Source organism: Micromonospora sp. NPDC005413 (assembly GCF_040606435.1).
Classification (GTDB): domain Bacteria; phylum Actinomycetota; class Actinomycetes; order Mycobacteriales; family Micromonosporaceae; genus Micromonospora.
This window is the reverse complement of sequence record NZ_JBEXEV010000042.1, coordinates 10,293-35,914: the sequence shown is the minus strand read 5'-3', so window position 1 is coordinate 35,914 and position 25,622 is coordinate 10,293. Positions and strand designations below refer to the sequence as shown.

The following is a 25,622-nucleotide window of genomic DNA, read 5'->3' as shown; positions in this document are numbered from 1 at the left end:
GCCGGGGCCCCTCCGCACGTCCGTCAGCCGTTGGTCGCGACGTCCTCGACGAGTTGGACGAGGGTGCGGACCGGGACGCCCGTGCCGCCCTTGGTCCAGTAGCCGGCCGGCTCACCGGAGTGGTAACCCGGCCCGGCGATGTCGATGTGCGCCCAGGCCACGTCGTCGGTCACGAACTCGCGCAGGAACACCCCGCCCTGCAGCATGTGCCCGGCCCGGTCCATCCCCGCGTTGACCTGCGAGATGTCCGCCACGTCGGAGTCCATGCCCTTGCGCACGTCGTCCGGCAGCGGCATCGGCCAGGCCGGCTCGCCGACGGAGTCGCCGACCGTCCGGACCCGCTCGCACAGCTCCGGAGTGCCCATCACGCCGGCCATCCGCTTGCCGAGCGCGATCACCTGACCGCCGGTCAGCGTGGACGTCTCGAACAGGTAGTCCGTGCCGTCCTCGCAGGCGCGGGCGATGGCGTCGCCCAGGATCATCCGGCCCTCGGCGTCGGTGTTGAGCACCTCGACCCGCTTGCCGTTGTACATGGTGATCACGTCACCCGGCCGGTAGCTGGTGCCCGACGGCATGTTCTCCGCCATCGGCAGGTAGGCGCTGACCGTCACCGCCGGCTTGAGCGCGGCGATCGCCAGCATGGCCGCGCCCACCGCCGCCGCGCCGGCCATGTCGGACTTCATCTCCCACATGCCCTGCGCCGGCTTGATCGAGATGCCACCGGTGTCGAAGGTGATGCCCTTGCCGACCAGCGCGACGCGCTTGCCGTTGCCGCCGCCCTGCGGGGTGTAGGTCAGCTTCACCAGCCGCGGCGGAGCCTCCGAGCCCTGCCCGACCGCGACGATGCCGCCGTACCCGCCAGCGGCCAGCGCCGCCTCGTCCAGCACCTCGACATCGAGGCCCGCGTCACGGGCGGCGCCGACGACCGCGTCGGCGAACGACGGCGGACGCAGCTCGTTCGGCGCGGTGTTCACCCAGTCCCGGCTGAGCCGGACCGCGCCCGCCACCACCTGCGCCCGGGTGACCTCCGCCTGGGCGCCCGCGTCGCTGGCGTCCGGCACCGCGATGAGCACCTCGGCCACCGGCTCCCGCCGGGTCGGCTGGGGGCGGGTCTTGTAGCCGGCGAACCGGTACCCGCCGAGCAGCGCACCCTCGGCGACCGCGCGCAGCGCGGCCGAGGCGTCCTCGTCGTCCGGCAGCGGCATGGCCAGCGCGACCTTCGGCGCCCCCGCCAGGGCTCGGATCGCCGAACCGGCGGCCCGGCGCAGCGTCTCCGGGGCCGGGGCGGCTCCCAACGGCTCCGGGCCGAGCCCGACCGCGACGACCAGCGGGGCGGTCACGGTGCCCAGCGTGGCCAGCTTGATGACCTCACCCGGCCCACCGGTCGCGCCGAGCAGCGCCAGGGTCTCGGTCAGCTTGCCGTCGAACGCGACGGCGATGCTCTCCGCGCCGCTGGCGAGCAGCAGGGTGCCGGCGAGGCCGCTGGTGGCGCCCTGCTCTCCGGTCTGGCTGTGCACGCCGATCACGATCGCGTCGACGGCGAGCTCGGCCGGGTCGGTGTCGACCAGGCTCAGGTTGGTGGTGCGGGGTGAAGTCACTGAAGCTACTCCGGGCGGGCCGGGCCGGTCGCGGCGTCGCGTACCAGCGGTGAAGGTCTCCGGCGGAACCTACCCGCCGGACGTCATGGCTGTCCCGCCGACAGCGCCAGCGGGCTCCCGCCGATGCTAACCAGCTACGTTGCCCCCGGTAAGTTGCCACCCATGACCGACGTGACCTCCGACGCCGCCGCGACCCGGCTGCGCCGTTCCCCGCTGCACGAGCGGCACCTCGCCGCCGGCGCCAAGTTCGCCCCCTTCGGGGGCTGGGAGATGCCGCTGGAGTACGCCGGCGGCGGGGTGCTCAAGGAGCACACCTCGGTGCGGGGCGCGGTCGGAGTCTTCGACGTGTCGCACCTGGGTAAGGTCCGGGTGAGCGGCCCCGGCGCGGCCGACTTCGTCAACGCCTGCCTCAGCAACGACCTCGGCCGGATCGGCCCGGGGCGGGCGCAGTACACGCTCTGCTGCGACGACGCCACCGGCGGTGTGGTGGACGACATCATCGCCTACCTGTACGCCGAGGACCACGTCTTCCTCATCCCGAACGCGGCGAACACCACCGAGGTGGTGCGCCGGTTGCGCGCCGCCGCGCCCGCGCAGGTCACCGTCACCGACGAACACGAGGCGTACGCGGTGCTCGCCGTGCAGGGCCCCCGCTCGGCCGAGTTGCTGGCCGCCCTCGACCTGCCCACCGAGCACGGCTACATGAGCTTCTCCGCCGCGAGCCTGGCCGGGGTGGAGCTGACCGTCTGCCGAACCGGCTACACGGGCGAGCTGGGCTACGAGTTGGTGGTGCCGGCGGAGCACGCGGTGACCGTCTGGGACGCGCTCTTCGCCGCCGGTGCGGCGTTCGAGCTGCGCGCCTGCGGCCTGGCCGCCCGGGACACGCTGCGTACCGAGATGGGCTACCCGCTGCACGGGCAGGACCTCTCCCTGGACATCAGCCCGGTGCAGGCCCGCTCCGGCTGGGCGGTCGGTTGGGACAAGCCGGCCTTCTGGGGGCGCGACGCGCTGCTCGCCGAGAAGGCCGCCGGCCCCCGGCGTACGCTGCGCGGCCTGGTGGCCGTCGACCGGGCCATTCCGCGGCCCGGGATGACCCTGCACGTCGGCGACACCCAGGTCGGCACGGTAACCAGCGGCACCTTCAGCCCGACGAGGAAGCAGGGCATCGCGCTGGCCCTGCTGAACACCGACGCCAACCTGGCCGACGGCGACGAGGTCGAGATCGACATCCGAGGCCGCCGAGCCCCCCTAAAGTTGACAAAACCCCCCTTCGTCAACCCCTCAGTCAAGTAACCCACCCCACACCCCCCCACCCCCACCCCCACCCCCTCCCAGGCCCCACCCCGCCGTCAACCCTGTTGATCAAGAGGTTTGCGTCATTCTCGCGCGGAATTCTGACGCAAACCTCTTGATCAACAGGGGGTTGCTTTAGGGGTGCGAGGGGTGCGAGGGGTGCGGGGTTAGGGGGCTTTGGGGGTTGGGGGTTCGCCGGAGTCCAGGACCGCTTGCGTCCAGCCGCCCTCGATGACGCCGGTGGCGTCCAGCACCGCCCAGTCGACCACCTCGGTCGCCTCGACCACCACGGGCGCGCCGATCCGGACCGCCGGGTCGGTGGCGGCGTCGCTGGCGCTCACGCCGACGATCCGCTCCGAGGTCTCCCATGAGGTGACGCCCGCCCAGACGTACTCCGGGCCGTCGTCGCCGGGCAGGCCGTACTTGACCACCAGCTGCGACTCCGCGGGAAGTTGGCCGGCGACGAACCGGGCCCGCGCGTCACCCAGCGCGGCCCGGGCGGTGGCGACCGCCCGGCTCATCGCGTCGCCGGAGCGGGCGTAGCGCACGTCCGGCTGGATCCCGGAGAACAACGTGGCGCAGGCGGCGGCGTAGTAGCGCCCGTCCGGACCCGGGTGCCCGACCGGCGGGCGCAGGCTCAGGAACGAGTCGGCCTCCGGGTCGGTGGCCGGGTCCAGTTCCAGGCGCAGCAGCACCGGGGCGGTGGCGCCGTGCTGCTCCGGGTTGCCGTACGCCACAGCGATGTCGTGCCCGGTGACCGTGGCCAGCACCGGCAGTTGCACGAACGCCGGCACCTCCTCGCCGGTGAGCCCGTCGGTCCAGTCCCGCAGCAGCCGGCGTGCCGCACCGGTCATCACCGCACCCCAGGCGCGGGTGAGGTGGTCGGGCACCCCCTGGGTCTGCAACTCCAGCAGCCCGAAGCGGCGCAGCCCCTTGGTGGTGAACCACAGCCCCTCAGTGTCCGAGGAGTACGGCACCAGCACCCAGTCGACCAGCCGGATGCGGCCCTGCTCGTCGGGGAGTGACCGCAGCGCGGTCGCCGGGTCGAGGAACTGCAGGCCGAAGACGTCCACCACGTCGCTGCCGACGGATTCCGCCACGGCAGCCGCGACCGCTCGGGCCGCCCACTCGTGCGCGGGCGGCCAGCCGGGCCGGTACTCGGCCTGAACGACCACCAGGTGGGTCGCCGCGGCCAGCCGGGCCAGTTGCTCCTCGGTGGCGCCGAACGCGGTGAGCAGGTCCGGTGGCAGCTCGGGGAACTCGGAGATGGGACGGGTGTCCACGCTCATCAGCGGGCTGTCCAGCATCTGCCGGGCCAGCCCGTGCACCGGCTCGGCCAGCCGGCCGGTCAGTGCCGCCACCGCGGTCTTCGCGCTGACCTTCGGTAGCCCCGCCATCGGCACCAGGTAGGTCGCGCTGAGCGACTCCGGCACCGGTACGGGCAGGAAGTCGTCCGTGATGAGCATTGGGGTCCCCCGGTGGCCGTGCCGGTGCTGTCGAGCCGAACGCTACCCGGCCCGTCGCGCCCGGTTCAGCCGGACAGCACCAGACCCAGGTAGACCAGCGTGGTGACCACCTCGACGGTCGCGCCGAGGACGTCGCCGGTTATCCCGCCGAGTCGGCGTACCACGTGGGTCAGCAGCGGCACCGCGACGGCGAGCGCGGCGGCGACGGCCAGCGGCCCCTGCCACGGGCGGCCCGGCACCGCGGGCACCGCCAGCAGCGCGACGGCGACCGCGCCGGCGGCCAGTGCCACCGGGCCGACCGTGCCGGCCACCAGCGCGCCGAGCCCGTCCGGCCGGGCCGCCGGCACTCCCCGCCGGCAGGCCACCGTCACGCCGAACCGCCCGGCGGCGGTCGCCGCGACCACCGCCGCGAGACACGCCGGCCAGGACCGCCCCGCCAGGTCCGCGAGCGCCGCCGCCTGCACCAGAAGTACGACCACCAGGGCGACCACCCCGAACGGGCCGACGTCCGGCTTTTTCATGATCTCTAAAGCGGCCGCACCCCGGCGGTACGAGCCGAGCGCGTCCACGGTGTCGGCCAGCCCGTCCAGGTGCAGCCCTCGCGTGAACAGCGCGGCGGCGCCGACCGTCACGCCGGCGGCCACCAGCGGAGGAGCGAACGCGCCGGCCAGCAGCAGTACGCCGGCCAGCAGCGCGCCGAGCAGCGCGCCGACCACCGGGGCGAGTGCCATCGCGGTGCCGGCCACCGGGCGATCGATCCGTCCGGCTCGCACCGGCAGCGTGGTGAACGTGGTGACCGCCAGCCGGGTTCCCGCGAGGAACCGCGACTCAGCCGGCACGCCAGCCCGACGCCGGCTGTTCGTCCGCCCCGGTGCTGGCCGGTCCCGGACCGGCCGGCTCCGGCTCGGCGAACTCCGGGTCGGTGTAGCCCGGCTCGGCGTACTCCCGGTCGGTGTAGCCCGGCTCGGTGTACTCCGGGTCCGGGAAGCCCGGCTCGGTGGACTCCGACTCGTCGGCGGCCTGGTCCGGCTCCCCGTCGCCACCGAGCGACGGGTGAACCGGCAGCGCGGCGGCCAGCGCCAGCACCGAGCGCAGCAGCGGGAGCGCGACCAGCGCGTTCGCGCCCTCGCCGAGATCCAGCCGCAGGTCGAACAGCGGGGTGAGGCCGAGCACGTCGGCGGCGAGCCGCACCGCCGGGTGTCCGCCGTGGTCGGCGAGCAGGCACCAGTGCCGTGCCTGCCCGGCCAGGTCGCGGCTGACCATGCCGGCGGCCACCCCGACCGGGCCGTCGAGCAGCACCGGCACGCGGCGGGCCGTGGCGCCGAGCAGCACGCCGGTGGCGACCGCCACGTCGCCGCCGCCCAGCTCGGCCAGAATGTCCTTGGCGCCGCGCGACGAGCGGCGGGTGCGGTGCAGGGCGTCGCGTACCGCCGCGCAGCGGATCATCCACGCCGCGTCGTCGATCTCACCGGAGTCGGTGATCACCCGGCCCAGCACGGCGGGCGGCTCCGCGCCCGCGGTCGCGGCGAGCACCGCCGCTGCCGCCGCCTCGGTGCCGGCTCCGCACGCCCCCAGCACCAGCAGCTGTACGCCGGCGTCGGCGGCCTGCTCGGCCAGCCGCCAGCCGTAGCGCAGCGCGGATTCCACCTGCTCCAGCGAGAGCGCAGGCTGGTCCTCCATCGGCGCGGCGGCCGGAGTGTCCACCACCTGCAGGCTGGCGCCACTCTCGGCGGCCAGCCGCGCCAACGCGCCCTGGCCGGCGCGGGCCTGCGCGGCCCGGCGCGCCGACTCACCGGCGACGGTGCCGGCCGATGCCCCGCCGGCGTGGTCGCCGTGCAGCAGCAGCACCCGCACCGAGCCCCAGGCCTGGGGGGTCGACGTGCCCTGGGTGGTGGCGGCGAAGCCGACCACCCGGTCCAGCACGCCCAGCCCGGCGCCCGGTACGTCCAGCGTGGCCAGACGGTCCACCGCCTGCGGGCCCGCGTACTCGTCGGGCATCGGCAGCTCCATGCCCGGCTGGATGACCAGCCCGGTGGCCACCATCGGCAGCGCCATGGTCGGCGCGGCCCACGGGTTGCCGGGCTCCTGGTTCGGGGCGGCCGGCGGCGTGTGGGTCAGCACGTCGGGCAGCTGCACCTCGGGGGTGGGCTGGGCGTCGCCCAGGCTCGCCACGACCGGTGCGGTCGCGGTGGCCGAAGGCACGGTCGTCGCAGCGGGGGCCGCCGGCACGGTCGTGGTGGCGACCGGCTTCAGCCAGACCGGCTGGCCGGCGACGACCAGCGCCACCGCGTCGCAGGCGTCGGCGACCGTGCGGTTGGCCGCGCCCAACGCGTCGGTGAACGCCCGACCCAGAGGGGTGGTCGGCACCAGCGACAGCCCCACCTCGGGGCTCACCAGCACCACCCGCGCCGAGCAGGTGCGGATCGCCTCACCCAGCTCCGCGATCGTCGCCACGTCGTCGGCGGGCTGGTGATCCGGGTCGAGCAGCACGGTCACCCAGCCGCCCAGGTCGTCCACGAGCAGCGTCTCGTTGGGTTCGGCGGTCGCGAGCACGTCGGCCAGCCGCCGCGGCTCAGCGGCGGTCTCCTCGGTGGTCCAGCTGCCTGGCCGTCGGGCGCGGTGCGCCGCCAGCCGGGTCGCCCACTCGGTGTCCTCCGGGTCGCCCTCGGGCGCGGTGGCGAGGTAGCGGACCACTGGCGCGTCGGCGACCAGGGACTCGGCGAACTCGGACTTGCCGGACCGGATACCGCCGAGCACCAGGACCGTGTTCCACCCGTCTACGGACATGCCCGTACCTTAAGGCCGCCGGAGGTTCCGGTGCCTGCCGGCCCGGTGCTCGCCGTTGTTCAGTCGCAGTGTTCGAACCCGCTGCCGTAACTGACCCCGCCGGTGGCGCCGCCCCATTTCACGCACGTGCCGGCGGCACTGGCCCGCACCGGCCCGGCGTAGTAGTCGAAAGACCCCTTGTCGGTGCTGCGGGCACGCCCCTGCACCTCCAGGTAGGCCGACGCCGCCGATTTCGTGCCCACCGCGGTGTCCTTGAGGGTGACCACGCAGTTGTTGCCGGTGCCCGAGTGGTACATCAGGAAGACCCGGCCCCTGCGGTGGCCGTCACCGCTGGTCAGCGTCGCCGAGTCGATCACCTGGTAGCCGCTGCCGCACGCCTGCGCCGCCGTGTACGGATTGGGCCGGCCAGCCGCGCTGCCGGTGGGCGTCGGTCGGCTGCTGGCCGACCCTGTCGGCGTGCTCCCGGGTGCCGTGGTGCCTGGGGCCGGGTCACCGCTGGTCGACGCGCCGGGCTGGACGCCAGTGCCGGTGGGCGCGGCAGACGGGGTGCGGCTGGCGACCGGCGTACCGCTGGGCTGGGGCCCTCCGGTGACCGCGTCCCCGACCGGCAGCGGGACGTCCGCGGCCGACGCCGACTCGCCGGCCAGCGCCGGCGGACGGTCCGTCCCACCCGGCTCCTGGCCGGCCCGCAGAGCCGCCACGGCCACGACGATCAGCGCTACGAGAGCGACCGCGCCGGCCCCGATCAGCAGTCGCCGGTGCCGGCCGGACGACCCCTTCCGGAACACGTCCTCCCGGGTCGACCCCGGCCCCGTCATCGACGAGGCCGCGGAGCCCGCCGGCGCGCGTACGGCGGCGGCCCCGGTCTGCGCGGGCTGCCCGGTCGGCCTCGGCCCGGCTGAGGGCGTCGATGCGGCCGGCGGCGCGGGGATCGGGACGGGGATCGGGACGGGCGGCGTAGCGGCCGGGGTGGCCGGAAGGGCTGAGGGCGGCGTCCCGGGGGTGGGAGCGGCCACCGCCCACGGTGGCCGGGCGGCGACCGGGATGCTGGCCAGGGTCGCGTCGCGGGCATCGGCGGCGGCAGCGGCCAGCTCAGCGGCGCTGCCGAACCGGTCCGACGGACGCTTGGCCAGCGCGCGGGCGACCAGGGCGGCGACCGTCGGTGGGGTGTCCGGCGGCAGTGGCGCCGGATCCTCCTGAGCGTGCCGCAGCGCCACCGCGAGAGGGTTGTCGCCGTGGAAGGGCGGCTGCTCGGCGAGGCAGAAGTACGCCACCGCGCCGAGCGCGTAGATGTCGGTGGCGGCCGAGACCGGCTGCCCGGTGGCTTGCTCGGGGGACATGTACGAGGCGGTGCCGAGCACCATGTTCGCGGCGGTGAGCCCGGCCATGCTGCGGGACCGGGCGATGCCGAAGTCGACCAGCACCACCCTGCCGTCCGCTTTGACCAGCAGGTTGCCCGGCTTCACATCCCGGTGCACGATGCCGGCGAGGTGAGCGGTGTGCAGCGCGTCCGCGGCCTGAGCCAGCACCGACATGGTGGTGGCCGGATCCAACCGCCCCACCGCGCGTACCCGGGCGGACAACGGCTCGCCCTCGACGTACTCCATCACCAGGTAGTCGACCCGGCTGCCGTCGGCGAGCTCGGCCTGCCCCACGTCGTGCACCGCGACCACGCCGGGATGCCGCAGCGCGGCCAGCATCCGCGCCTCGGCCCGGAACCGCGCGGTGAACTCGGGGTCGGCGACCAGCGAGGGCAGCAGCACCTTCACCGCGACCTCGCGTTCCAGCAGCACGTCCGTGCCGCGCCAGACCGCGCCCATCCCGCCCGTCGCCACCCGCTCGCCCAGCCGGTACCGGTCGCCGAGCAGCACTCCCCGTGTCAGCACCGGGTCACCGTACCGGCCGGTGCCGACGGAGATTGATCAACCCGTGGGTAGCGGCCGAGGGCGAGCGAGCGGCCGTTGCGCGCCGGGCCGACTACGCTGGCGAGGGTTCGTCCCACGGGGACTTCAGCGGCGAGGGGAGACGCGGCATGGCGTGGAGCTGGCGGTACGAGGGCACGGATGGCCAGACGATCGAAGGACCGGCGGAGTCGTTCAGCAGCCAGGCCGACGCCGAATCCTGGATCGGCCAGAGCTGGCGGGAGCTCGCGGCGTCCGGCGTCACCTCGGTCGCGCTCCTGGAGGACGACCGGGTGGAGTACCGGATGAGCCTGCTGCCAACGGCCGAGTGATGGCCTACGACCGGCCGGGCGCCGAAGGGCTGGTCCTCGGCGTACCCAGGGCGGCGTTTCGGCCCAGCCCGGTCTTCCTCGGCCTGGTCGCCCTCTTCGCGGTCAGCGGGGTGCTGGCCTGGAACGGTTACGGCAGCGTCCGGTTCAACGTGTTCCTCTTCGTGGTGTCCGGCTGGCTGGTGTCGCTCTGCCTGCACGAGTACGCCCACGCGGTGGTGGCCTACCGGGCCGGCGACCGGGACATCGCCCACCGCGGCTACCTGACGCTCAACCCGTTGAAGTACACCCACCCGTTGCTGTCGATCGTGCTGCCGGTGGTGGTGGTGCTGCTCGGCGGCATCGGCCTGCCCGGCGGAGCGGTCTGGGTGGACCGGCACGCCATCCCGGGTCGACTGCGGCACACCCTGGTCAGCCTCGCCGGCCCGGCCACCAACGTGTTGTTCACGCTGGTGCTGGTGGCGGTCGTGCGGATCGGCACCCAGTCGGGTGGCCCGGTGGAGTTCTGGGCCGGCGTGGCGCTGCTCGCCTTCCTGCAGCTCACCGCCAGTGTGCTGAACCTGCTGCCGGTGCCCGGCCTGGACGGCGGCAACATGATCCAGCCGTGGCTCAACCCGCAGTGGCGCAAGATGTACGACCTGTTCGCCCCGTACGGTTTCATTCTGCTGTTCGCGCTGCTGTGGAACCCGCGCATCGGCGGCTGGTTCTTCGACGGTGTCTTCGCGGTCGGTGACCTGCTCGGCCTGCCGTCGTGGCTCTACGCGACAGGCCTAGACCTAATCCGCTTCTGGCAAAGCTGACCCCGCCGCCCCCGCCCCGCCGCCCCCGCCCCGCCGCCCCCCGCCCCGTCGATCTAGGGCATATCGCTGCGTGTTGATCTCCGTCAGCAGCGATATGCCCTAGATCAACGCGGGCGGGGGCGGTGCGGGCGGGGCGGCGCGGGCGGGCGGGGCGGCGGGGGCGGGGCTGGGCGTTACGGGCGTTGGGCTGGGGACTCGGTCTTTGCCGCGTCCCGCTCCGTTACCGGCTCGACGATCTCGTCGATCGCCTTGAGCAGCTCGGCGTCGAGCTTCACCCCTGCCGCCTTCACGTTGTCGTGCACCTGCTCGGGGCGGGATGCGCCGATGATCGCCGACGAGACGTTCGGGTTCTGCAACACCCACGCCACGGCGAGTTGGGCCATGCTGAGCCCGGCCTGCTCGGCGAGGGGCTTGAGCTGCTGGACCCGGGTGAGCACGTCGTCGGTCATGAACCGGGAGATGAAGCCCGCACCCGACTTCTCGTCGGTGGCGCGGGAACCGGCCGGCGGCGGCTGCCCCGGCAGGTACTTGCCGGAGAGCACGCCCTGCGCCATCGGCGACCAGACGATCTGCCCGATGCCCAGCTCCTCGCTGGCCGGTACGACCTCGGTCTCGATGACCCGCCAGAGCATCGAGTACTGCGGCTGGTTGGAGACCAGCGGGATGTGCAGCTCCCGGGCGAGGGGGTGGGCGGCGCGCAGCTGCGCGGCGGTCCATTCGGAGACGCCGATGTAGTGCGCCTTCCCGGAGTGGACGACGTCGGCGAACGCCTCCATCGTCTCTTCCAGCGGGGTGCTGTTGTCGTAGCGGTGGGCCTGGTAGAGGTCCACGTAGTCGGTGCGCAGCCGGCGCAGCGAGCCGTTGATCGACTCCATGATGTGCTTGCGGGACAGGCCACGGTCGTTACGGCCCGGCCCGGTCGGCCAGTAGACCTTGGTGAAGATCTCCAACCCTTCGCGGCGCTCGTTCTGCAACGCCCGGCCGAGCACGTCCTCGGCCCGGGTGCCGGCGTACACGTCGGCGGTGTCGAAGGTGGTGATCCCCGCGTCGAGGGCAGCCCGCACGCAGGCGAACGCGGCGTCCTCCTCGACCTGCGAACCGTGGGTGATCCAGTTGCCGTACGAGATCTCGCTGACCATCAGGCCGGAACGGCCCAGGTGTCGGAATTCCATGTACTGACCCTAGCCCCGGCGGATTAACAGCGCCGATCGGCCGCTCAGAGCACCGGATTGGCGTCGGTGAGTAGCCGGTCGATCTCCGCCAGCACCTCGGCGCGATCGCGGTGCACCGGGTCGATCAGCGGCTCGCCGCCCCGGTCCAGGGCGCCCCACCGCCCGGTACCGTTGCCGACCAGGAACGCCACCGGGTGGATGACCAGCATCGGATGTGTCGGCGGGACGAGCACCGCCCCGGTGCGGTCCACCACACCACGTCGGCCGGCCACGTCGACCACGGCGAGCCCCTCGTCGGTGAAACCGTCGACCGGCTGGCCGTCGGCCAACTCGGTGACGAACCCGTGGTAGCGGGTGGGCACGACGATCCGGCCGGTCCGGTCGACCGCCCCCCATCCCTCGCGCCGAACCGCGGCCAGCCCACGGCGGAACGGTCGTACCTCGGCGAAGTTGGGCGCGACCTGCACCTCGCCGGTCGCGTCGATCGCCGTCCAACCGCCCTCGCCGACCACCCACGCCAGGCCGTCGCTGAACGGGCGCGCTGTCCGGTAGGACGGCGGGATCACCGTCGTACCGAGCGGGTTGATCAGCGACCACCGGTCGGTGTCCGGCCGGCGGACCCAGGCCAACCCGTCGTGGAACGGCTGCACCTCGGCGTACCGGGCGGGGATGACCAGGTCGCCGTCCTGGCCGGTGTAACCCCACAGCGGCCCGTCCCGGTCCGGCAGCGGGGGCCGGTCCCGGTCGAGCACCTGGTCCCGACCCCGGGGGTACGGCCCGAAGCCGCCCGCCGTGGCCCGGGCGGTGACGGCGTCGAGGGCCACCCGGATCCGGTCCAGCAGTTCGGCGTCACCGGCACCCCGGAGATCGAGCGCCTTCTCGAAGTGCTGGCAGGCCTCCATCAGCCGATCCTGGTCGTAACACGACCGCCCGGCGTGCTCGTGCAGTGCGGCCCGCAACCGGTCGGGCAGCTCGACCGAGTTGGCCTGGGCGAAAAGCTGGTCAGCCTCGGCGAAGTCGCCGCGCCAGCGCAGAACGTGGGCCAGCCGGGCCTGGGCCAGCGCCGTCCGGCGCAGCTCGCCGGTGGCCTCGGCGTAGGTGAGGGCGAGCCGACCGTCGGCCAGCGCGTCGTCCAGGTCGCCGAGGATCCGCGAGGCCACCGCCCGCAGGCTGAGCAACCGGGCCCGGGCGCGGTTGTCGATGGCCGAGCCCAACTTCGCGGTCAGCCGCCGCCGGATGGCCCGCAGGTTGTCCGGCTCCGTCAGTTCCTCGCGCAGGGTGACCGGGTCCAACCGCCAGCGGTACGCCGCCAGCACCTGCTCCGGATCGCCCTCGTCGGCCAGCGACGGACGGGTCGCCGCCGGTGGTGCGTCGCTGGGTGGTGCGTCGCTGTGTGGTACGCCGCTGGGTGGTGCGTCGCTGGGTGGTGCTGAAACCGGCATGCTCTCCCCGTCCGAGCCGGTCCTCGGGCTCGGAACGGCTGAGGCGGGTGCCGCGGACACGGGTGCTGTCGACGCGGGCGGAGCGGACACGGGTGCTGTCGACGCGGGTGCTGGGAAGGTCGGTGGTGCGGAGACGGGCGCTGGGGCGAGCGGTGGGGCCGGCGCGGGTGGCGCGGAGATGGGTGCCGCGGACAGGGGCGCTGCCGATGCGAGTGGCGCGGACTCGGGCGCTGTCGACGCGGGCGGTGCTGACACGGGCATTGCCGACACGGGCATTGCCGACGCGGGCGGTGCTGACGCGGGCGGTGCTGACGCGGGCGGTGCTGACGCGGGCGGTGCTGACGCGGGCGGTGCTGACACGGGCGCCGGGGAGGCCGGCGGTGCCGGCGCGGGTGGTGCGGATACGGGCGCCGGGGAGGCCGGCGGTGCCGACGCGGGAGGCGCGGATACAGGTGCTGCGGCGTATGGCAGCGCGGGTGCTGGCGGAGCGGAGAGGGGTGTCACGGGCGGAGCCGAGACCGGCGGCGCGGGGGGCGCAGAGACCGGCGGGGCCGAGAACGGCACTGCCGAGATGGGAGGGTCCGCGTCGTCAGACGTTACGGGTAGGGCTGGCAGCGCGGCGGCGACCGACCAGTCGTCGGCTCGCGAACCAGCCAACGGGGCGGGGGTGCTCCGACCGTCCGTAGCGTACGACGATCGGTCGTACGGGGTGGCCTCGTCCGTCGGGTCGTGCTCGACCGGATCGATGTCCCCGATGGTCCGAGCGGTGACTGGCTGATGCTCGGCCTCGGCCTCGGCCTCGGCGGCGGCTTCGGTCTGGTGGTGCCGCATCGCGGTGGCAGGTGCGCCGGAGACGGGCCGGTTGCGCTCCACCGATTCCGGCTCGAGAGCTGCTGGTTGTGCATCGTCGACCAGGTCGTCCGCCCAGGTACGGGGGGCGCCGGAGATTGGGCGTGCGGGCGGTGCGGAGACCGGCTCGGGGGAGTGGTTCGGTGTCGACCCGTCCGAGTGCTCGTCGGTCACATCGCGGCGGACGTCGGCGGTCGGTGTCGACGGGTCCCGGTCCGCTATGGCCGGTGCGGTGGTGAGGTACGGGTCGCTGGCCGTCGACTCACCGTCGGCCGAGTCGGACGACTGCCGGTCCGACGCCGGCTCACCCTGGTCGGACTCGGCCGGCTGAGCGGGGCTGAACCACGCGTCCGGCCCGCGGGTGCCAGGAACCGCGTCCGGCTCGCGAGAGGGTGCCACCGGCCCTTCCGAGGGGGGCGGGGGTACGTAGCGACGCGGTGTACCAGGCGCCAACGGGAGCGCCAGTTCGACGTCCTCCGCCGGGGGCTGCTGGGTCGCAGGCGTAGGGGCGGGCCGGGTAGCCGGTGGGGCCGGGACCTGCCAGGCGGGCGGCGGCGTGACCGGCGGCCGTGCGTCCGCCGTCGGATTCGACCGCTCCGGCGAGTGGGGCCGCTCGGGCGAGACCGGCCGCTCCGACGAGTGGGGCCGGTCCGGCGAGTGGGGCCGCTCCGGTGAGGGTGGGCGGCGGTCGGTCGGCGCGGTGCTGGCCAGCGGGTCGCCGGTCCGGCGGCGGTCCGGGTTCGGCTCCCCGCCGCGCTGCTGGTCCACCGGACGGTCCCCGGTGTCCGGGCCGGGGTAACGCGGCGGTGGGGTGGGGTGCGCCTCGGCAGCCGGTGCCGGTTCGGTCGGCGTCCGGCGCCCAGGCGACAGCGGGGCATCCGACCGCTCGTCGGCGATCGGCGGGTCCACGGGCGCTGGCAGGTACTCCAGCCGCAGCCGTGCGGCTGGAGGACCCGAGACGGGCACGTCCATCGCCGGGGAAACCGGGGAGGCGGACACCGGCCGGTCCCGGCCGGGTGCGGCGGGGGAGACGGGCACAGGCGACACCGGTCGCTCCGGAGCGACCGGTGGGACTGGCATGGCCCGGCCTGACGTGGCCGGTGCCGGCGGAGCCGTCGCGGCTGGGTGTACCGGTCGCTCGTCGTACCGCGACGGGGTGGTCGCCGGCCGCTCTTCGTGGCGCGACGGGGTGGCCGCCGGCCGCTCGGGCCGGGCGGCCGGCCGCGACGGGATGCCCGGCTCGGCGCTGCGGCGTGGGTCTGCGGTGCGATGTGGCTCGGCGCTGCGATCTGGCTCCGAGCTGCGACGCGGCTCGGCGGTGCGGTGCGGGTCGGTCGTGCGGTGCGGGTCGGTCGTGCGGGGTGGGTCTGTGGTGCGGTTTGGGTCCGCGGTGCGATGTGGGCCCGCGGTGCGATGTGGGTCGGTCGTGCGGTGTGGGTCCCCGGTGCGGTGCTGGTCGGTGCGATGGCCCGGCTCCCGGGTGCGGTCCGGGCGCACTGGACCCGGTGGCGGCCAGGGCAGGCCGCCGTCCGGCCGCTGGCCCGGCTGCGGCCGAGGCGCGCGGTATCCGTCCTCGCGGTATCCGTCCTCGCGCTGTCCGTTCTCGCGGTGCCCGTTCTCGCGGTGCCCGTTCTCGCGGTGTCCGTCCGGGTGGGCCTCCTCGCGGGTACGCCGGTCCGGGTACGCCTCGGCGCGGGCCGCCGCCTCACGGGGCTGCTGCCAAAGGGGGTCGGTGTCGGGTCGACGCCGATCGTCGTCGCGGCGGGGCTGCTCCGGCATCTCCGGCTCGGGCCGGCGCCGTCGTCCATCGTTGGGCGACTGTGCCGCGCCGACTCCCTCGTCCGCGCGGTAGCGCCGCTCCGGGCGACGGACGTCGTCGGCGGCCCGGTCCGGGTACCCGTCGGCGCGGTACCGCGCGCGGCCGTCCACGGGCGCCCACTGGTCGGCCCCGTCGGGGGTCCGGTCGTCGGCCGTCCGGCCATCCTGGTCCCGGGTGGGCCGGCCGCCGTAACCGTCGCTGGGGTGCCGCTCGTGTCCAGCGGCCGGTCGCTCCTGCGTGCCGCGCCGACGCGGCGCCTCGTCCGGCTCCGGCACCCAGCCGGAATCGGGCCGGGGCGCGGGAGAGAAGGGCGCGGGGGAAACCGGTGGGGTGCCCGGGTAACCCCGGTCCCGCTCGGTTGGCTCCTGCCGCGGGCGGCGGCTGTCGTACCGCTCGGAGGCGGGCTGGTCCCGGTGCCAGGCGGCCTCCCGCGCCGGTCCCCGCTCGTCGGCGGGGCGTCGGTCGGACCAGGCGGTACGCCGGTCCGACTCGGGGGATCGGCGATCGTCGCGCCGGGGCGGTTCGGGTAGGGGCCGGCGGTACGGCTCATGGTCGTAGCTGCGGGAGTCCGCACTGTCGGGCCGGCCGTAGGCGGACGCGTCGGCTGAACGATCCTCGCTGCGGGACCGACCGTAGGTTGGTGTCTCTCCCGGCTCGTCGTCCACCCAGGACCGGCTGTGGGGTGCCGGCTCTGCCGGCGGTTCGTCGGCCCAGGACCGGCCGAGGTACGTGCCGTCCGGGCGGGTGGGCGCGAGCGGCGGCACCTCGGCTCGGCCGGTCACCGTCGCCCGGCCGCGCGGTGGCGGTTGGTGGGGCATGCCGATGTCGCCGGGGTAGCGCTGGCCGGGGAACTGGGCGTGCCACTCGGTGGTCGGTTCGACCACCCAGGACGGCTCGTTCGGGTCTGACCACCGGTCGGTGTAGCGGCCGTTCATCCGCCGAGCCCGTCGCCACACCCGACCGCTCGGCCGATCCTCGCCGGAGGCGAGCTTTCCGCGACCGCAGCCGAGTGACCGCCGGGCGTCCGGTCGCCGCCTGCCACGCCCCAGTGGCCGGCTCGCGTCCGCTCGCTCACGGCGTTGTCACCTCGTTGCAAATTGTCGCGCTGGGGCCTCGCGTGCCGGTCAGGTCACCCGCTCCGGCAGGCCGTGGCTGCGGATGGAGGGTAACGGCGTGGGCTCGCTCACCGCCACTGTGGCGCTGCCCATGGGCGCAAACGTTATCCCATTGGTTTCGGACATTTGGTCCTATAATCGAATCTGGTGCCCGACATATCGCACCCGAAGACCGCCGGCCCGGGCGAGACCGCACCCTCGGTCAGGGATGCTCCATGATGAGGACGGCGAACGTGCCCGGGGCGAGCGCCTCGTACCGGTGCGGGGCGTCGCCCGGGAACGTGGCGTAGTCACCGGGGTCGAGTTCGACCGGAGCCGTCTCAGGGCCTACCCGCAGTCGGCCGGCGGCGACCACCACGTGCTCGACACTGCGGGAGGTGTGCCCGTCCGCGGCTCGGATCGCGCCCGGCTCCAACTCGATCAGGTAGACGTCCCGGCGCAGGTGTGCCGCACCGGCGCTGAGCAGTGTGCCGTTGAAGTCGGCCTGCTCGGAGCGGACCCGAGGGCCGTCCCCTGCCCGGATCACCCGTACGCCCTCGTCGGCCGGCTCCACCAGCCGGCTGAGCGGCACGCCGAGTGCGACGCCCAGCGCCCAGAGCGTCTCCACGCTCGGGTTGCCGGTGCCCGACTCCAGTTGGGAGAGGGTGGACTTGGCCACCCCGGCTCGACGGGCGAGCTCGGTCAGCGAGATACCGACCCGTTCCCGCTCCCGGCGCAGGGCGGCGGCGATGGTGGCCAGCGGGGCAGCCGGTTCCGGAGGCATGCGTTCGCTCCCATGGGATCAACGTTCGGGTTGACGAACAGCGACAGCCTGTTCAGCAAGACGACCCATGCGTACGGTACAACGAACAGCCCGACGTCCGGATGATTCGGGACGTGCTTGCCCTCGGAGCGGCCACGACGGCCGTGGGTGCCGGCCAGGCCTGCGGGGTCAGACCTTGTCGCCGAGCTTGACCTGAGGGGCCGGAGCGCGCATCCGCCGGAAGGTGATCGAGCGCATGACCGCGTAGAGGTAGAGCGAGCCCATCCGCTGACCGGTCTTCGGGAAGCGCTCCCGGACCAGCTTGCTGATCTTGCGGCAGATCAGCACCGAGTCGATGACGACGCCCAGCGCCAACGCGCCCCAGAGCACGTTGGAGATCAACCGGACCAGCGGCGGCATGGCCGCGTTCGACCCGATCAGCACGATCAGCGCGCCGCCGAAGAACCAGGTGCCGACGGTACGCCGGGAGTCGACCACGTTGCGGGCCAGTAGCCGCTCCGGGCCGCGGTCGCGGGGGCCGCCCTCGCGGCGGAACTCCGACGCGGCCTCGGCGCGCAGTTGGCGGCGACGCTCCCGCTCCTCCTCCTTGGTGAGGGGGCGGGTGGGGCCGGCTGGGCGGCGGCCGGCGGTCGGCCGCTTCGGCGTCTCCCGACCCTTGGCCGGGGTGTAGCCCCGGGAGCGCTCAGCGGCGTCCTCGGGGGTCACCGAGGTGACGGCCTCGTCGACGAGGTCGGTGGACTTGCGGCGAAAGAGCGACGGCACCCGGCAAGGGTAGCCAACGGTCCGCGCCCGGTGCACATCGCGGTGCACCGGGCCCGAACGGCTTCAGATCGCTGCGCGGCGTCAGACCGGCCTTCATTCGGTTTGGAGCGCCGCCTGAGGCGCGGAGGCCGAATCATGGCCGCCAGCCGAGCTGGAGTTGTCGCAGCGAACGAGAGGTGGTGGAGGTTACGGACGCTCGGTGTGCGCGCCCAGGTCGGCGAGCTTCGCCTCGAAGTCCTCGTAGCCCCGGTTGATCAGGTCGACGCCGTACACCCGGGAGGTGCCCTCGGCCGCGAGCGCCGCGATCAGGTGGCTGAACCCGGCCCGCAGGTCCGGGATGACCAGGTCGGCGGCGTGCAGCTTGCTCGGCCCGGCGATGACCGCCGAGTGCTTGAAGTTGCGCCGGCCGAAGCGGCACGGGGTGCCGCCGAGGCAGTCCCGGTAGACCTGGATGTTCGCGCCCATCGAGTTCAACGCCTCGGTGTAGCCCAGCCGCTGCTCGTAGACCGTCTCGTGGACGATCGACAGGCCACGGGCCTGGGTGAGCGCCACGACCAAGGGCTGCTGCCAGTCGGTCATGAAGCCGGGGTGTACGTCGGTCTCCAGCGCCACGGCGTTCAGCTCGCCGCCCGGGTGCCAGAACCGGATGCCACCCTCCTGGCCGAGGTCGCCCAGCTTCGGCGGTCGGGCGTCGGTGACCTCGTACTCGCCGCCGACCGAGCGGAAGACGTTCAGGAAGGTCATCATGTCGGCCTGCTGTGCGCCGAGCACCTCGACGTCACCACGGGTGGCCAGGGCGGCTGCCGCCCAGCTCGCCGCCTCGATCCGATCCGGGATCGGCCGGTGGGTGTAGCCGTGCAGCTTCGGCACGCCCTGAATCTCGATCACCCGGTCGGTGTGGACCTTGATGATCGCGCCCATCTTCTGCAGGATGCAGATCAGGTCGATGATCTCCGGCTCCACCGCGGCGTTGCGCAGCTCGGTGACGCCCTCGGCCATCACCGCGGTCAGCAGCACCTGCTCGGTGGCGCCGACGCTCGGGTACGGCAGGGCGAACTTCGTCCCGTGCAGCCCGTTCGGCGCGGACAGGTGCAGCCCCTCGGGCCGCTTCTCGACCGTGGCGCCGAACTCGCGCAGCGCCTGGAGGTGGAAGTCGATCGGGCGCGGGCCGATGTGGCAGCCGCCCAGATCCGGGATGAACGCGTGCCCGAGCCGGTGCAGCAGCGGGCCGCAGAACAGGATCGGGATCCGGCTGGAGCCGGCGTGCACGTTGATCTGGTCGGTGCTGGCGCTCTCGACGTTCGCGGGATCGAAGACGAGCTCGCCGTCCTCGGCGCCGTCGGTCACCTTGACGCCGTGCAGGCCGAGCAGACCCCGGACCACCTCGACGTCGCGGATCTTCGGCACGTCGAACAATCGGCTCGGGCTGTCGCCGAGCAGTGCGGCGACCATCGCCTTCGAAACCAGGTTCTTCGCGCCGCGCACGCGGATCCGCCCTTCGAGCGGAGTGCCTCCGTGAACGACCAGGACGTCGTCGGTCAACGCAACCTCCAGCGCGTCGGTGCTGCTGTGTTGATGGTGGGGTGCCTGAGCCTTCTCGCTACCCCGGATGCGGCCATATCGAAACGGCCCGCGTGTGTCATCGCTCCGGCAGCATAGCCCTCGGTGACGAAAAAGGACTCGGTCACATCGGCGTGTGTGGCATTAATCGGTGATCCGGCACTTTTGCGTACCAAGAGCGCTACAGATCGTGATCAGGACGCCGCCGCCGGCGGCGGCGTGTCCGCGCCGGGCAGAGCGAGCATCTGGTCCAGCGCTACCCGGGCGTGGTGCGCGGTGCCGGCGTCCACCGTGATCTGGTTGACGACCCGGCCCGCGACCAGCTCCTCAAGAGCCCAGACCAGGTGCGGCAGATCGATCCGGTTCATCGTCGAGCAGTAGCAGACGGCCTTGTCCAGGAACGTGATCTGCTTGTCCGGGTGCGCCAGCGCGAGCCGGCGGACCAGGTTCAGCTCGGTGCCGAGCGCCCACGCCGAGCCGGCGGGAGCCGCCTCGATCGTCTTGATGATGTATTCGGTGGAGCCGACGTAGTCGGCAGCGGTGACGACCTCGTGCCGGCACTCCGGGTGGACCAGCACGTTGACCCCGGGCACCCGCTCCCGTACGTCGTTGACGCTGTCCAACGTGAACCGGCCGTGCACCGAGCAGTGGCCCCGCCAGAGGATCATCTTGGCGTCGCGCAACTGCTCCGGCGTGAGCCCGCCACTGGGCTTGTGCGGGTCGTAGAGCACGCAGTCGTCCAGCGAGAGGCCCATCTCCAGCACCGCCGTGTTGCGGCCCAGGTGCTGATCGGGCAGGAAGAACACCTTCGAGCCCTGCTCGAACGCCCAGTCCAGGGCGCGCTTGGCGTTGGAGGAGGTGCAGACCACGCCCCCGTTGCGGCCCACGAAGCCCTTGATGTCGGCCGAGGAGTTCATGTACGTCACCGGCACGGTCTCGCCGGCGATGCCCAGCTCGGTCAGCGTGTCCCACGCGGCCTCGACCTGGCCCAGGACCGCCATGTCCGCCATCGAGCAGCCCGCCGCAAGATCGGGCAGGATCACCCGCTGGGCGTCGGTGGTGAGGATGTCGGCGCTCTCGGCCATGAAGTGCACACCGCAGAAGACGATGTACTCCGCGTCCGGACGCGCCGCGGCCTCCCGGGCCAGCTTGAAGGAGTCGCCGGTCACGTCGGCGAACTGGATCACCTCGTCGCGCTGGTAGTGGTGCCCCAACACGAAGACCTTGCTCCCCAGCTTCGCCTTCGCGGCCGTGGCGCGGGCCACCAGATCCGGATCGCTGGGCGCCGGCAGGTCGCCCGGACACTCGACGCCGCGCTCGGTGTCGGGGTCGCTGCCCCGGCCGAGCAGCAGCAGAGCCGTAGCCGTGTTCGAGGGTTCCACCCAGGTCGAAGTCACGTAGCCCATGGTCCCACAGCGCGGGCGCGACGCAGCTTCCCTCGGTGTGGGCTGCCACACTGCTCGGCATGCGCGTGCTGCTCTGCCCGGACAAGTTCGCCGGCACCCTGCCCGCTCCGGAGGTGGCCGCCGCGGTGGCCGCCGGCTGGCGCACCGTCACCGACGAGGACGACCTGCTGATCCGGCCGCTCGCCGACGGCGGGCCGGGTTTCGTGGAGGTGCTCGCCGAGGCCCTTGGCGGCCGGCTGGTGCCGGTGTCGACGGTCGACCCACTGGGCCGGCCGGCGGCCGGTGAGATCCTGCTCACCGCCGACGGGGCGACCGCCTATCTGGAGAGCGCCCAGGCGTGCGGGCTGCACCTGCTCTCCGCAACCGAACGCGACCCGAAGACCACCACCTCGTACGGGCTGGGCCTGTTGGTGGCCGCCGCGGTGGAGAGCGGTGCCCGGACGGTGGTGATCGGGCTGGGTGGTTCCGGTACCAACGACGCCGGAGCCGGAATGCTCGCCGCGCTGGGCGTGACCCCGCTCGATGCCACGGGTGCCGCGCTGCCGTACGGCGGGGCGGCGTTGGCCCTGGTCGACGCCCTCGACGGCGCACCCCGGCTGCGGGGCGTCCGGCTGGTCGCGGCCACCGACGTGGACAACCCGCTGCTCGGCCTGCACGGCGCGAGCAACGTGTTCGGCCCGCAGAAGGGCGCCGACCGTGCTGACGTGCTGCTGCTCGACGCCGCGCTGGAGCGCTTCGCGGCGGTGCTGGAACGGGATCTGCCCGACTGCCCGGCGGGGCTCGGCACGCTGCCCGGGGGTGGGGCCGCCGGTGGCATCGGCGCGGCGCTGCTCGCCCTGGGCGGCGGCTGCGAGTCGGGCATCGGCCTCGTCACCCGGGCCACCCGACTGGACGCCGCCCTGGACACCGCCGACCTGGTGATCACCGGTGAGGGGTCGTTCGACCACCAGTCGCTGCGGGGCAAGGTGGTCGCCGGGGTGGCCGGCGCAGCCCGCGACCGGGGAGTCCCCTGCGTGGTGGTTGCCGGGCAGGTGAGCACCGGCCGCCGGGAGGCCGCCTCGGCCGGGGTGACCGACGCGTACAGCCTGGTCGAGCACTTCGGCGGCGAGGAGCGCGGCGGGCTCGACGCCGCGCTGAGCCGGCCCGCGGAGGGGCTACGTGAGCTGGGCGCCCGGTTGGCCCGGCAGTGGAGCCGCTGAGCGTTTCGGCCGCCCGGCCGACCCGCGCACGACCGGGTCGACCTGCGGCGGCGGTCACGGCACGCGGGTGAGCCCGGCCGGGGCGGCGTACGATCGGCAGAGGACCACAACCGGGAATCACTGGACGGCGCGCGGCGTTGGCCAGTGCGTCCGGACCCAAACCGCGCAGGGAGACTTCCACGTGACCACGCCAGCGCAGACCGAGTCGACCGAGGCCCAGGCCCCTACTTCCGTCGTCCTCACCGACGTCGCGGCTGAGAAGGTCAAGGCCCTGATCGAGCAGGAAGGCCGCGACGACCTGCGGCTCCGCGTCGCCGTGCAGCCGGGCGGCTGCTCCGGCCTGCGGTACCAGCTCTTCTTCGACGAGCGTTCGCTCGACGGTGATGTCGTCACCGATTTCGGTGGTGTCGGGGTCGTCGTCGACCGCATGAGCGCTCCGTACCTTTCCGGCGCGACGATCGACTTCGCCGACCGGATCGACGCCCAGGGCTTCACCATCGACAACCCCAACGCGGGCAGCTCCTGCGCCTGCGGTGACTCGTTCAACTGAGTCACACCACACCAGCACGACGGGGCCGTCCTTCGGGACGGCCCCGTCGTCGTATCACTGGGAGCGGTTCCGGGGTGGCCCTGGCAGGTCGGTTGCCGTTGTCCCACCGACCGCTCACCGTCGAGTTGCCGGGCCGGTAGGCTGACCGCGCTCTGCTCCCGACCCCGAGGGTTCACATGAAGATCGCCGTCACCGGCTCGATCGCCACCGATCACCTGATGAGCTTTCCTGGTCGCTTCGCCGACCAGCTCATCGCCGATCAACTGCACAAGGTGTCCCTCTCCTTCCTGGTGGACGACCTGGTGCTCCGCCGCGGCGGCGTGGCGGCGAACATCTCCTTCGGCATGGGTCAGCTCGGGCTGCGCCCGGTGCTGCTCGGCGCGGTGGGGGCGGACTTCGCCGACTACCGCTCCTGGCTGGAGCGCCACGGCGTGGACTGCGACTCGGTGCACATCAGCGAGGTGGCGCACACCGCCCGGTTCGTGTGCACCACCGACACGGACATGTGCCAGATCGCGTCGTTCTACGCCGGTGCGATGAGCGAGGCGCGCAACATCGAGCTCGCCCCGGTCGCCGACCGGCTCGGCGGGCTGGACCTGGTGCTGGTCAGCGCCAACGACCCCGAGGCGATGCTGCGGCACTCGGCCGAGTGCCGCACCCGTGGGTACGCGTTCGCCGCCGACCCGTCCCAGCAGCTCGCCCGGATGGGCGGCGAGGACGTGGTGGCGCTGATCGAAGGCGCCGAGTACCTGATGACCAACGACTACGAGAAGTCGCTGCTGCAGAGCAAGGCCGGGCTGAGCGACGACCAGCTGCTGGACCTGGTCAAGGTGCGGGTCACCACGCTGGGCAAGCACGGTGTGGAGATCGCCGGGCGTGGCATCGACCCGATCCACGTACCGATCGCACGGGAGATCCGGGCGGTCGACCCGACCGGGGTGGGCGACGGCTTCCGGGCCGGCTTCTTCACCGCGCTCTCCTGGGGGCTGGGCCTGGAGCGGGCCGCCCAGGTCGGCTCGCTGCTCGCCACGCTGGTCCTGGAGACGGTCGGGACCCAGGAGTACGACGTCCGCCGCGACCTGTTCGTCAAGCGCCTCGCCGAGTCCTACGGCGACACCGCCGCCGACGAGATCCGCGTCCACCTCCTGCCGTAACCCCAAACCCGTAACCCCGTACGCCGATCATGGAGTAGTGGTGGCCTGATTGCCGCTGTACGCGGCTTTTGTGCCCCACCACAACTCCATGATCGGCGGGGTTGACGGGGTCAGTGGGTGCGGCGGATGTCGTAGGCGGGGCCTTCGGGGCCCTTGATGGCGGCTACGAACTCCTGGCCTCGCATTCGGCACCAGGCGGGGATGTCCACCGCTGCGGCCGGATCGTCGGCGAGCACCCGGACCACCGTGCCGACCGGCACCTGGGGCATCCGTCGAGCCGCCGCGATCACCGGCAGCGGGCAGCGCTGGCCCCGGCAGTCGAGCACCTCGCCCGGCATCGTCACAGCCCCACCACCCCGGCCTCGGCGCGCAGGTCGGCGACGATCCCGGGCAGCTCGGTGAGGAACCTCTCGACGTCCGCCTCGGTCGTCTCCCGGTGCAGGCTGACCCGCACGTTGCCGTGCGAGAGCACCCCCATCGCCTCCAGCACGTGCGACGGGCGCAGCGTGGACGAGGTGCAGGACGAGCCGGACGACACGGCGAAGCCCCGCCGGTCCAGTGCGTGCAGCAGCGCCTCGCCGTCGACGTACAGGCACGAGAAGGTGACCAGGTGGGGGAGCCGGAGCACCGGGTCACCGACCACCTCCACGTCGGGCACCTCCGCCGCGACCCGCGCCCGGATCCGGTCCACCAACGGGCTCAACCGGGTCGCCTCGGCCGCAGCGTCGGCCGCCGCCGCCCGCAGGCTCGCCGCCGCCGCCACCACCGCGGGCAGGTTCACCACCCCGGGGGTACGCCCACCCTCCCGCTCGTCGGCCGGCCAGGGTGACTCCCAGCGGGTGCCCTTGCGGACCGCCAGCACCCCCACCCCGGGTGGGCCGCCCCACTTGTGAGCGCTGGCGGTGAGCACCGACCAGCCGGCCGGCAGGGGCACGCGGCCGACCGACTGCGCGGCGTCCACGTAGAGCGGCACCCCCACATCGGCGCAGGTGGCGGCCGCCTCGGCGACCGGTTGCGCGGTGCCCACCTCGTGACTGGCGGTGATCAGCGCGGCCAACGCGACACCGGGAGCCCGAACGGCGGCCGACCACGCGGCCAGGTCCAGTCGGCCCAACCGGTCAACCGGCACCGCGGTGGCGGCCCCGCCCGCCGCGACGTGCCGCTCCGCGGCGTGCAGCACCGCCGAGTGCTCGATCGCCGAGTGCACCAGCGTCGACCCGATCCGGCGCCGCCCCGCGAGGCCTCCGAGCACCGCACCATGGGCTGCGGTCGTACCGCTGGGGGTGAAGGACACCTCATCGGCGCGGACGCCGAGCGTCAGCGCGGTGGCCTCGCGGGCGGCGTCGAGCAGCTGTCGTGCCCGGCGGGCCTGGGCGTAGAGCTTGCCCGGGTCGGCCCAGCCGTCGTCGAGGGCGGCCAGCAGCGCCTGCCGGGCGACCGGATGCATCGGCGCGGCGGTCGCCGCGTCCAGGTAGACCGGGGATGCGCTCACGGTGTCACCTTTGTTCGCGGCTGCGGGGCTCGCGGACCCGGCTCGCTCCTCGCACTCGCGGGGCCGCCTTTTGTTCGCGGCTGCGGGGCTCGCGGACCCGGCTCGCTCCTCGCACTCGCGGGGCCGCCTTTTGTTCGCGGCTGCGGGGCTCGCGGACCCGGCTCT

20 protein-coding genes and 1 pseudogene are annotated in these 25,622 nt (G+C 73.6%); 8 read left to right on the top strand and 13 right to left on the bottom strand.

Going from position 1 to position 25,622, the window contains the following annotated elements; translation table 11 throughout:
- Positions 1–23 precede the first annotated feature (23 nt).
- Positions 24–1,598 (bottom strand): leucyl aminopeptidase, encoded by a 1,575-nt coding sequence (locus ABZS37_RS29595; protein WP_355174352.1) that lies wholly within the window; start codon positions 1,596–1,598, stop codon positions 24–26.
- Positions 1,599–1,760: 162 nt separating this feature from the next.
- Here ABZS37_RS29595 and gcvT point away from each other — a divergent pair, with 162 nt between their 5' ends.
- Complete coding sequence (gene gcvT / locus ABZS37_RS29590; RefSeq protein ID WP_355174350.1) at positions 1,761–2,891, top strand: glycine cleavage system aminomethyltransferase GcvT; 1,131 nt, start codon at positions 1,761–1,763, stop codon at positions 2,889–2,891.
- A 167-nt stretch (positions 2,892–3,058) separates the two neighbouring features.
- Here the strand turns inward: gcvT and ABZS37_RS29585 are convergent, their stop codons facing one another.
- The 4 genes and pseudogenes from ABZS37_RS29585 to ABZS37_RS29570 form a co-directional block, all read right to left on the bottom strand.
- The gene (locus tag ABZS37_RS29585; RefSeq protein WP_355174348.1) at positions 3,059–4,357 is read right to left on the bottom strand and encodes a DUF2314 domain-containing protein; all 1,299 of its coding nucleotides are present in this window, start codon (positions 4,355–4,357) and stop codon (positions 3,059–3,061) included.
- A 65-nt stretch (positions 4,358–4,422) separates the two neighbouring features.
- The gene (locus tag ABZS37_RS29580; protein ID WP_355174346.1) at positions 4,423–5,196 is read right to left on the bottom strand and encodes an adenosylcobinamide-GDP ribazoletransferase; all 774 of its coding nucleotides are present in this window, start codon (positions 5,194–5,196) and stop codon (positions 4,423–4,425) included.
- Positions 5,186–7,144, bottom strand: a complete 1,959-nt coding sequence (locus ABZS37_RS29575) for a bifunctional adenosylcobinamide kinase/adenosylcobinamide-phosphate guanylyltransferase (RefSeq protein ID WP_355174344.1) — start codon at positions 7,142–7,144, stop codon at positions 5,186–5,188. The genes ABZS37_RS29580 and ABZS37_RS29575 overlap by 11 nt, the downstream gene beginning before the upstream one ends.
- Positions 7,145–7,578: 434 nt before the next feature.
- Positions 7,579–9,030: pseudogene (locus ABZS37_RS29570) on the bottom strand (protein kinase); the annotation flags it as partial.
- Positions 9,031–9,176: 146 nt separating this feature from the next.
- Between ABZS37_RS29570 and ABZS37_RS29565 the strand changes: the two are divergent.
- Both ABZS37_RS29565 and ABZS37_RS29560 read left to right on the top strand, forming a co-directional pair.
- The gene (locus ABZS37_RS29565; RefSeq protein WP_354994943.1) at positions 9,177–9,377 is read left to right on the top strand and encodes a hypothetical protein; all 201 of its coding nucleotides are present in this window, start codon (positions 9,177–9,179) and stop codon (positions 9,375–9,377) included.
- Positions 9,377–10,174 (top strand): site-2 protease family protein, encoded by a 798-nt coding sequence (locus ABZS37_RS29560; protein WP_355174342.1) that lies wholly within the window; start codon positions 9,377–9,379, stop codon positions 10,172–10,174. The genes ABZS37_RS29565 and ABZS37_RS29560 overlap by 1 nt, the downstream gene beginning before the upstream one ends.
- Positions 10,175–10,347: 173 nt before the next feature.
- On the opposite strand, the gene ABZS37_RS29555 is transcribed toward ABZS37_RS29560, so the two are convergent.
- Both ABZS37_RS29555 and ABZS37_RS29550 read right to left on the bottom strand, forming a co-directional pair.
- Positions 10,348–11,346: an aldo/keto reductase family protein gene (locus ABZS37_RS29555; RefSeq protein WP_354994941.1), complete on the bottom strand. Its 999-nt coding sequence runs from the start codon at positions 11,344–11,346 to the stop codon at positions 10,348–10,350.
- 44 nt (positions 11,347–11,390) lie between these two features.
- Positions 11,391–12,788 carry a WG repeat-containing protein gene (locus ABZS37_RS29550; RefSeq protein ID WP_355174340.1) on the bottom strand — a complete coding sequence of 466 codons (1,398 nt, stop codon included), beginning with the start codon at positions 12,786–12,788 and terminating at the stop codon, positions 11,391–11,393.
- Positions 12,789–12,994: 206 nt separating this feature from the next.
- On the opposite strand from ABZS37_RS29550, the gene ABZS37_RS29545 reads away from it, so the two are divergent.
- Both ABZS37_RS29545 and ABZS37_RS29540 read left to right on the top strand, forming a co-directional pair.
- Positions 12,995–13,474, top strand: coding sequence for a pentapeptide repeat-containing protein (locus ABZS37_RS29545; RefSeq protein ID WP_355174338.1), 480 nt, complete (start codon positions 12,995–12,997; stop codon positions 13,472–13,474).
- 719 nt (positions 13,475–14,193) lie between these two features.
- Positions 14,194–14,436 carry a hypothetical protein gene (locus tag ABZS37_RS29540; protein WP_355174336.1) on the top strand — a complete coding sequence of 81 codons (243 nt, stop codon included), beginning with the start codon at positions 14,194–14,196 and terminating at the stop codon, positions 14,434–14,436.
- A 2,337-nt stretch (positions 14,437–16,773) separates the two neighbouring features.
- Here ABZS37_RS29540 and ABZS37_RS29535 read toward each other — a convergent pair.
- The 4 genes from ABZS37_RS29535 to nadA all read right to left on the bottom strand — a co-directional run bounded on the left by ABZS37_RS29535 (position 16,774) and on the right by nadA (position 21,053).
- Positions 16,774–17,334 (bottom strand): XRE family transcriptional regulator, encoded by a 561-nt coding sequence (locus tag ABZS37_RS29535; protein ID WP_355174334.1) that lies wholly within the window; start codon positions 17,332–17,334, stop codon positions 16,774–16,776.
- Between the two features lie 168 nt (positions 17,335–17,502).
- Positions 17,503–18,096, bottom strand: coding sequence for a DUF3043 domain-containing protein (locus ABZS37_RS29530; RefSeq protein WP_355174332.1), 594 nt, complete (start codon positions 18,094–18,096; stop codon positions 17,503–17,505).
- A 186-nt stretch (positions 18,097–18,282) separates the two neighbouring features.
- Complete coding sequence (murA, locus tag ABZS37_RS29525; protein WP_354994937.1) at positions 18,283–19,638, bottom strand: UDP-N-acetylglucosamine 1-carboxyvinyltransferase; 1,356 nt, start codon at positions 19,636–19,638, stop codon at positions 18,283–18,285.
- A gap of 212 nt (positions 19,639–19,850) precedes the next feature.
- The gene (gene nadA, locus ABZS37_RS29520) at positions 19,851–21,053 is read right to left on the bottom strand and encodes a quinolinate synthase NadA (RefSeq protein WP_355174330.1); all 1,203 of its coding nucleotides are present in this window, start codon (positions 21,051–21,053) and stop codon (positions 19,851–19,853) included.
- 68 nt (positions 21,054–21,121) lie between these two features.
- Between nadA and ABZS37_RS29515 the strand changes: the two genes are divergently transcribed.
- The 3 genes from ABZS37_RS29515 (at position 21,122) to ABZS37_RS29505 (ending at position 23,965) form a co-directional block, all read left to right on the top strand.
- Positions 21,122–22,261, top strand: a complete 1,140-nt coding sequence (locus tag ABZS37_RS29515; protein ID WP_355174382.1) for a glycerate kinase — start codon at positions 21,122–21,124, stop codon at positions 22,259–22,261.
- Between the two features lie 181 nt (positions 22,262–22,442).
- On the top strand, positions 22,443–22,811 hold the full coding sequence (gene erpA / locus ABZS37_RS29510; RefSeq protein ID WP_354994935.1) for an iron-sulfur cluster insertion protein ErpA: 369 nt from the start codon (positions 22,443–22,445) through the stop codon (positions 22,809–22,811).
- A 176-nt stretch (positions 22,812–22,987) separates the two neighbouring features.
- Positions 22,988–23,965: a carbohydrate kinase family protein gene (locus ABZS37_RS29505; protein ID WP_355174328.1), complete on the top strand. Its 978-nt coding sequence runs from the start codon at positions 22,988–22,990 to the stop codon at positions 23,963–23,965.
- A gap of 110 nt (positions 23,966–24,075) precedes the next feature.
- Here the strand turns inward: ABZS37_RS29505 and ABZS37_RS29500 are convergent, their stop codons facing one another.
- Both ABZS37_RS29500 and ABZS37_RS29495 read right to left on the bottom strand, forming a co-directional pair.
- Entirely contained in the window at positions 24,076–24,309 is a 234-nt protein-coding gene (locus tag ABZS37_RS29500) for a sulfurtransferase TusA family protein (protein ID WP_355174326.1), read from the bottom strand.
- A complete protein-coding gene (locus ABZS37_RS29495; protein WP_355174324.1) occupies positions 24,306–25,457 on the bottom strand; it encodes an aminotransferase class V-fold PLP-dependent enzyme in 1,152 nt (383 codons plus the stop codon). The genes ABZS37_RS29500 and ABZS37_RS29495 overlap by 4 nt, the downstream gene beginning before the upstream one ends.
- Between the last annotated feature and the right edge of the window lie 165 nt (positions 25,458–25,622).

Bases quoted from the DNA above. Each gene is read 5' to 3' on its own strand.
- gcvT (WP_355174350.1), top strand. From the start codon at position 1,761: ATGACCGACGTGACCTCCGACGCCGCCGCGACCCGGCTGCGCCGTTCC.
- ABZS37_RS29585 (WP_355174348.1), bottom strand. From the start codon at position 4,357: ATGCTCATCACGGACGACTTCCTGCCCGTACCGGTGCCGGAGTCGCTC.
- ABZS37_RS29575 (WP_355174344.1), bottom strand. From the start codon at position 7,144: ATGTCCGTAGACGGGTGGAACACGGTCCTGGTGCTCGGCGGTATCCGG.
- ABZS37_RS29565 (WP_354994943.1), top strand. From the start codon at position 9,177: ATGGCGTGGAGCTGGCGGTACGAGGGCACGGATGGCCAGACGATCGAA.
- ABZS37_RS29560 (WP_355174342.1), top strand. From the start codon at position 9,377: ATGGCCTACGACCGGCCGGGCGCCGAAGGGCTGGTCCTCGGCGTACCC.
- ABZS37_RS29555 (WP_354994941.1), bottom strand. From the start codon at position 11,346: ATGGAATTCCGACACCTGGGCCGTTCCGGCCTGATGGTCAGCGAGATC.
- ABZS37_RS29550 (WP_355174340.1), bottom strand. From the start codon at position 12,788: ATGCCGGTTTCAGCACCACCCAGCGACGCACCACCCAGCGGCGTACCA.
- ABZS37_RS29545 (WP_355174338.1), top strand. From the start codon at position 12,995: ATGCGAGTGGCGCGGACTCGGGCGCTGTCGACGCGGGCGGTGCTGACA.
- ABZS37_RS29535 (WP_355174334.1), bottom strand. From the start codon at position 17,334: ATGCCTCCGGAACCGGCTGCCCCGCTGGCCACCATCGCCGCCGCCCTG.
- ABZS37_RS29515 (WP_355174382.1), top strand. From the start codon at position 21,122: ATGCGCGTGCTGCTCTGCCCGGACAAGTTCGCCGGCACCCTGCCCGCT.
- ABZS37_RS29505 (WP_355174328.1), top strand. From the start codon at position 22,988: ATGAAGATCGCCGTCACCGGCTCGATCGCCACCGATCACCTGATGAGC.